The sequence below is a fragment of the Arthrobacter sp. Hiyo1 genome, assembly GCF_001263615.2.
Lineage (GTDB): Bacteria > Actinomycetota > Actinomycetes > Actinomycetales > Micrococcaceae > Arthrobacter.
In genome coordinates, this window is sequence record NZ_DF952468.1 from 919603 (window position 1) to 922055 (window position 2453).

Genomic DNA, 2453 nt, shown 5'->3' on the forward strand with positions numbered 1-2453 from the left:
CGTCGTCGAGCAGGTTCCGTTCGCGGCCGCTGTAGGCCTCAGTGTCGCCGCGGGCTTCGATCCACTCGCTGCGGAACGGTTCGAGGCCCACTACGGGATCACTCCCGGGTCCGGCGGTCCGGTACACCTGGAACGGGGCGTTGGCCTCGCCGTTGGGGGACGGTTCGAGGGCGATTTCCGTCACTGGAACCCGGATTCCCGTGTCGGCATCCTCCAGGAACGCGAGGGAATGCGACTTGAGGGATTGGGTCACATCGTGGTCCGATCCCTTTTGGGTAGGGCTCAGCTGTGTTTCTTTGGTGCTCAAAGGATTACTCACTTCCTTCGCCGGCATTACCCGGACAGGTTCAACGGTCGCAGGCTGCATCAGCCCGATCTCAGCCCTTGCAAGGGCCCCCGTGTGGTCGTAGACGAAGCTACCACAGCTGCCAGCGCTTGTGACAGATGTGACCGCGCCGGCGAAGCTCCCGGGAACTAGGGTGGAATCATGGCGGAAATCATCGAATTCAGCGGCGCCGTCCTCACCGGGCCGGAGGAGGAACGGCGCGGCCTCTGGTCGGTCGACGGACGGCTGACCTTCGTCCGGCCCCTTGCGAAGCCCGACGTCGTCCTGGACGGTTGGGTGCTTCCCGGCCTGGTCGACGCGCATTGCCACGTTGGCTTGGGCAAGGGCGGAGCTGTCGACGAGGAGACTGCCCGCCTGCAGGCGACTGCGGACCGGAATGCCGGGACCCTCTTGATCCGCGATGCCGGATCCGCAAGCGACACGCGCTGGCTGCAACGCCGGGCGGACATGCCGAGGATCATCCGCGCGGGCAGGCACATCGCGAGGCAACGGCGGTACATCCCCGGGCTGGCCGAAGAGGTGGAGCCGGAGGATCTGATGGAGGCAGTCCGCAAGCAGGCGCGGTCCGGAGACGGCTGGGTCAAGATCGTGGGGGACTGGATCGACCGCTCCGCCGGGGATCTCGGCCCGTCCTTTCCGGCCGCCGTCGTCAAGGACGCCGTCGCGGCCGCACACGACGAGGGGGCGCGGGTGACCGCCCATTGCTTCGCCGAAGGGACAATCGATGACATGCTCGACGCCGGGATCGACTGCATCGAGCACGCCACCGGATTGTTGCCCCACCACATTCCCCGGCTGCTGGACCAGGATGTGCCGATTGTCCCCACGCTCATCAACATTGCGACGTTTCCGGACATCGCGAAGCAGGCTGAAACCAAATTTCCGCGCTACGCCGCCCACATGATCGCGTTGTGGGAGGGCAGGCATGAGCGGGTCCTTGAGGCGTTCGACGCCGGAGTGCGGGTGTACGCCGGAACCGACGCCGGAAGCGTCATCAAACACGGCCGGATCGGCGAGGAGATCCTGGAACTCCAGCGGGCGGGTCTTCCGGCGGCCGCCGCCCTCGATGCTGCCTGCTGGTCCGCCCGTGAGTGGTTGGGTGCCGACGGCATCAGCGAAGGCGCCAGCGCAGACGTCGTGCTCTACGCAAAGGATCCCCGAGCGTCCCTAGAGATCGTGCTGCAGCCCGGATGCACCGTTCTGAGGGGACACATTTCAGGAAGCGCCGGGCATTAGGAATAAATTGAAGCTTCAAGTAATTTAGATACATAGAGGTTGCCGAAGGGCGGCGCCACAAAAAGCCGGGAGTTTCACATGACCATCACATCCAGCCAGGATCTCCTTCCTGCCGAACTCACCATGGGCACTGTCATGCTCAAAGTGGGGGACATGAAGCTCATGGGCGACTACTACCAGCGGGCGCTGGGGCTGGACGTTGTCGCCGAACAGGACGGCGGGCTCTACTTCGGCCGGCTAGGCAAGCCGTTGGTGCACCTCGCGCCGGCCGCTGGTCTCCAGATCCCGGGCCGCGGAGAGGCCGGACTCTTCCACACGGCGCTGCTTTTCGAGGACCAGCCCTCGCTCGCCGCAACTGTTGCCTCCGCTGCGCAGTATGAACCCCACGCCTTCGTCGGCAGTGCCGACCACTTGGTCAGCGAAGCCTTCTACTTCACCGACCCCGAGGGCAACGGCATCGAACTCTACTACGACAAGCCCCGTGAAGGCTGGGAGTGGAACGGCAGCTCGGTCGTGATGGACAGCTTGCCGCTCCCGCCGCAGCGCTACCTCCAGCAGTACCTGAGTGAAGCGGCCGTGACGGGCCAGCATGGGGCGGGCGCCGGCGTCGGGCACGTCCACCTCCAGGTGGGCGACGTGAAGACCGCCCATGATTTCTACGTCGACACCCTCGGCTTCGAGCAGACCGCCGGCTGGCACGGGCAGGCACTGTTTGTCTCCGCGGGCGGCTACCACCACCACATGGCCATGAACGTGTGGAACAGCCGCGGTGCAGGCCCGCGCAAGGACACCCTCGGCCTCGGCGAAGTGGTCATCGAAGTGCCGTCAGGAGACGACGTCGGCGCGCTCGCCGATCGCCTCAAGGTAGCGG

General features: G+C 65.6%; 2 protein-coding genes, 1 pseudogene and 1 riboswitch. Of the genes and pseudogenes, 2 read left to right on the forward strand and 1 reads right to left on the reverse strand.

Annotation, left to right across the window (positions count from 1 at the left end; all coding sequences use genetic code 11):
• Nucleotides 1-307, reverse strand: a pseudogene (locus tag AHiyo1_RS26155) (phosphomethylpyrimidine synthase ThiC); the annotation flags it as partial.
• Nucleotides 303-410, reverse strand: a riboswitch (TPP riboswitch). (Overlaps the previous pseudogene by 5 nt.)
• A gap of 77 nt (nucleotides 411-487) precedes the next feature.
• Here AHiyo1_RS26155 and AHiyo1_RS03970 point away from each other — a divergent pair.
• Together AHiyo1_RS03970 and AHiyo1_RS03975 are read left to right on the forward strand one after the other, a co-directional pair.
• The gene (locus AHiyo1_RS03970; RefSeq protein ID WP_059387669.1) at nucleotides 488-1582 is read left to right on the forward strand and encodes an amidohydrolase family protein; all 1095 of its coding nucleotides are present in this window, start codon (nucleotides 488-490) and stop codon (nucleotides 1580-1582) included.
• 78 nt (nucleotides 1583-1660) lie between these two features.
• Nucleotides 1661-2453: VOC family protein (locus AHiyo1_RS03975; protein WP_059387670.1), on the forward strand; the 793-nt coding region annotated here is incomplete at its 3' end.